General features: G+C 33.4%; 1 protein-coding gene. It reads left to right on the plus strand.

The window, feature by feature from the left end:
• Positions 1–241: 241 nt before the first annotated feature.
• On the plus strand, positions 242–1,219 hold the full coding sequence (locus H2650_RS15645) for an IS110 family transposase (protein ID WP_188051762.1): 978 nt from the start codon (positions 242–244) through the stop codon (positions 1,217–1,219).
• Positions 1,220–1,247: the final 28 nt, after the last annotated feature.

Here is a 1,247-nt window from a genome sequence, read left to right on the forward strand (position 1 = left end):
TTGTAACGGCTCCTATGTTTGTAAATTCATATATTTAAGTAATTAAAAAATAAAAAATTGAAAGAACAAATGAGCAGAAAAAGATAGTGTAACGGCTTAGGCATTATAGCTTCCCCAACATGGTTATCCCTGCTCATTTCTTGCTTCAAACCGTACAGTTTATTTGAACAAAAAGTTCGTGTTAGGATCGTTGGTTGACTTGCAAGATTTGTTCTATCAATAAAAAATAAAATTAACTAAAATGGAAGAGAAAAACAACTATTGTGGTATTGATGTTTCGAGTGAAACCTTAGATGCTTATTTTAAAAATAAGCAAGGTATTGGTCAACATTTACAAGTAAGTAATTCGGTATCTGGATTTAGAGAATTGATCAAGGAATGCGGTAAAGAAACGCATTTTGTAATGGAATCCACAGGGGTTTATCATTTGCGATTTGTTTTCTTTTTGCATAGTAAAAGCATCAAATTCAGTGTGGTGAATGCCCTTCAAATCAAGCGTTACATTCAAATGCATTTAGAGCGTAATAAATCGGATAAAAAAGATGCTAAACGAATTTATGAATATGGACTAGAACGCAATCCATCATTGTATCAAATGCCTGATAACATCTACTTTGAGTGCCGTTCGTTGAATAATTGTATACAGGATTTAACCAAAGAGATTACCAAGTTTAGCAATCAGATACACAGCTTAAAAAAGTGTCCATTTGACACCAAATTAGTAGAGAAAAGCTTTCAGAAGATCATCAAAGAACTAAGAGAACAGAAGCGAAATTTAGAAGCTGAGTTACAAGAAAAATTGGTTCAATGGGAAGGAGAAACTCTTAAATTAGTACAAAGTGTAAAAGGGATTGGAGCCAGAGCTTCGGCCGAATTGATTATCTATACCAAAGGGTTCAAAGACATGAATTCATACAAACAATTGATCTCTTATGCAGGCTTGAGTCCCACAGAATATCAAAGTGGAAGTAGTATAAGAGGACGGGTTCGAATCTGCAAACAAGGAGGTAAACAACTGCGCAATATTTTATATATGTGTGCCCTAAATGCCAAGAAAACCAACGCACATTGTAGTGCATTATATGACCGATTAGTAGCTAAAGGAAAGAATAAAAAAGCAGCCCTAATTGCTGTGTGCAATAAACTGCTTAAAATTGTATTTGGAGTAGTAAAAAACAGAACTTTATACCAGGATATTTATTTGCAAAAAACAGCTTAAAAATTTGTTTTTTTACACAGTTCATGTT

Origin of the sequence: Flavobacterium sp. GP15 (genome assembly GCF_014281985.1) — a bacterium.
In the GTDB taxonomy this organism is placed as follows: domain Bacteria; phylum Bacteroidota; class Bacteroidia; order Flavobacteriales; family Flavobacteriaceae; genus Flavobacterium; species Flavobacterium pygoscelis.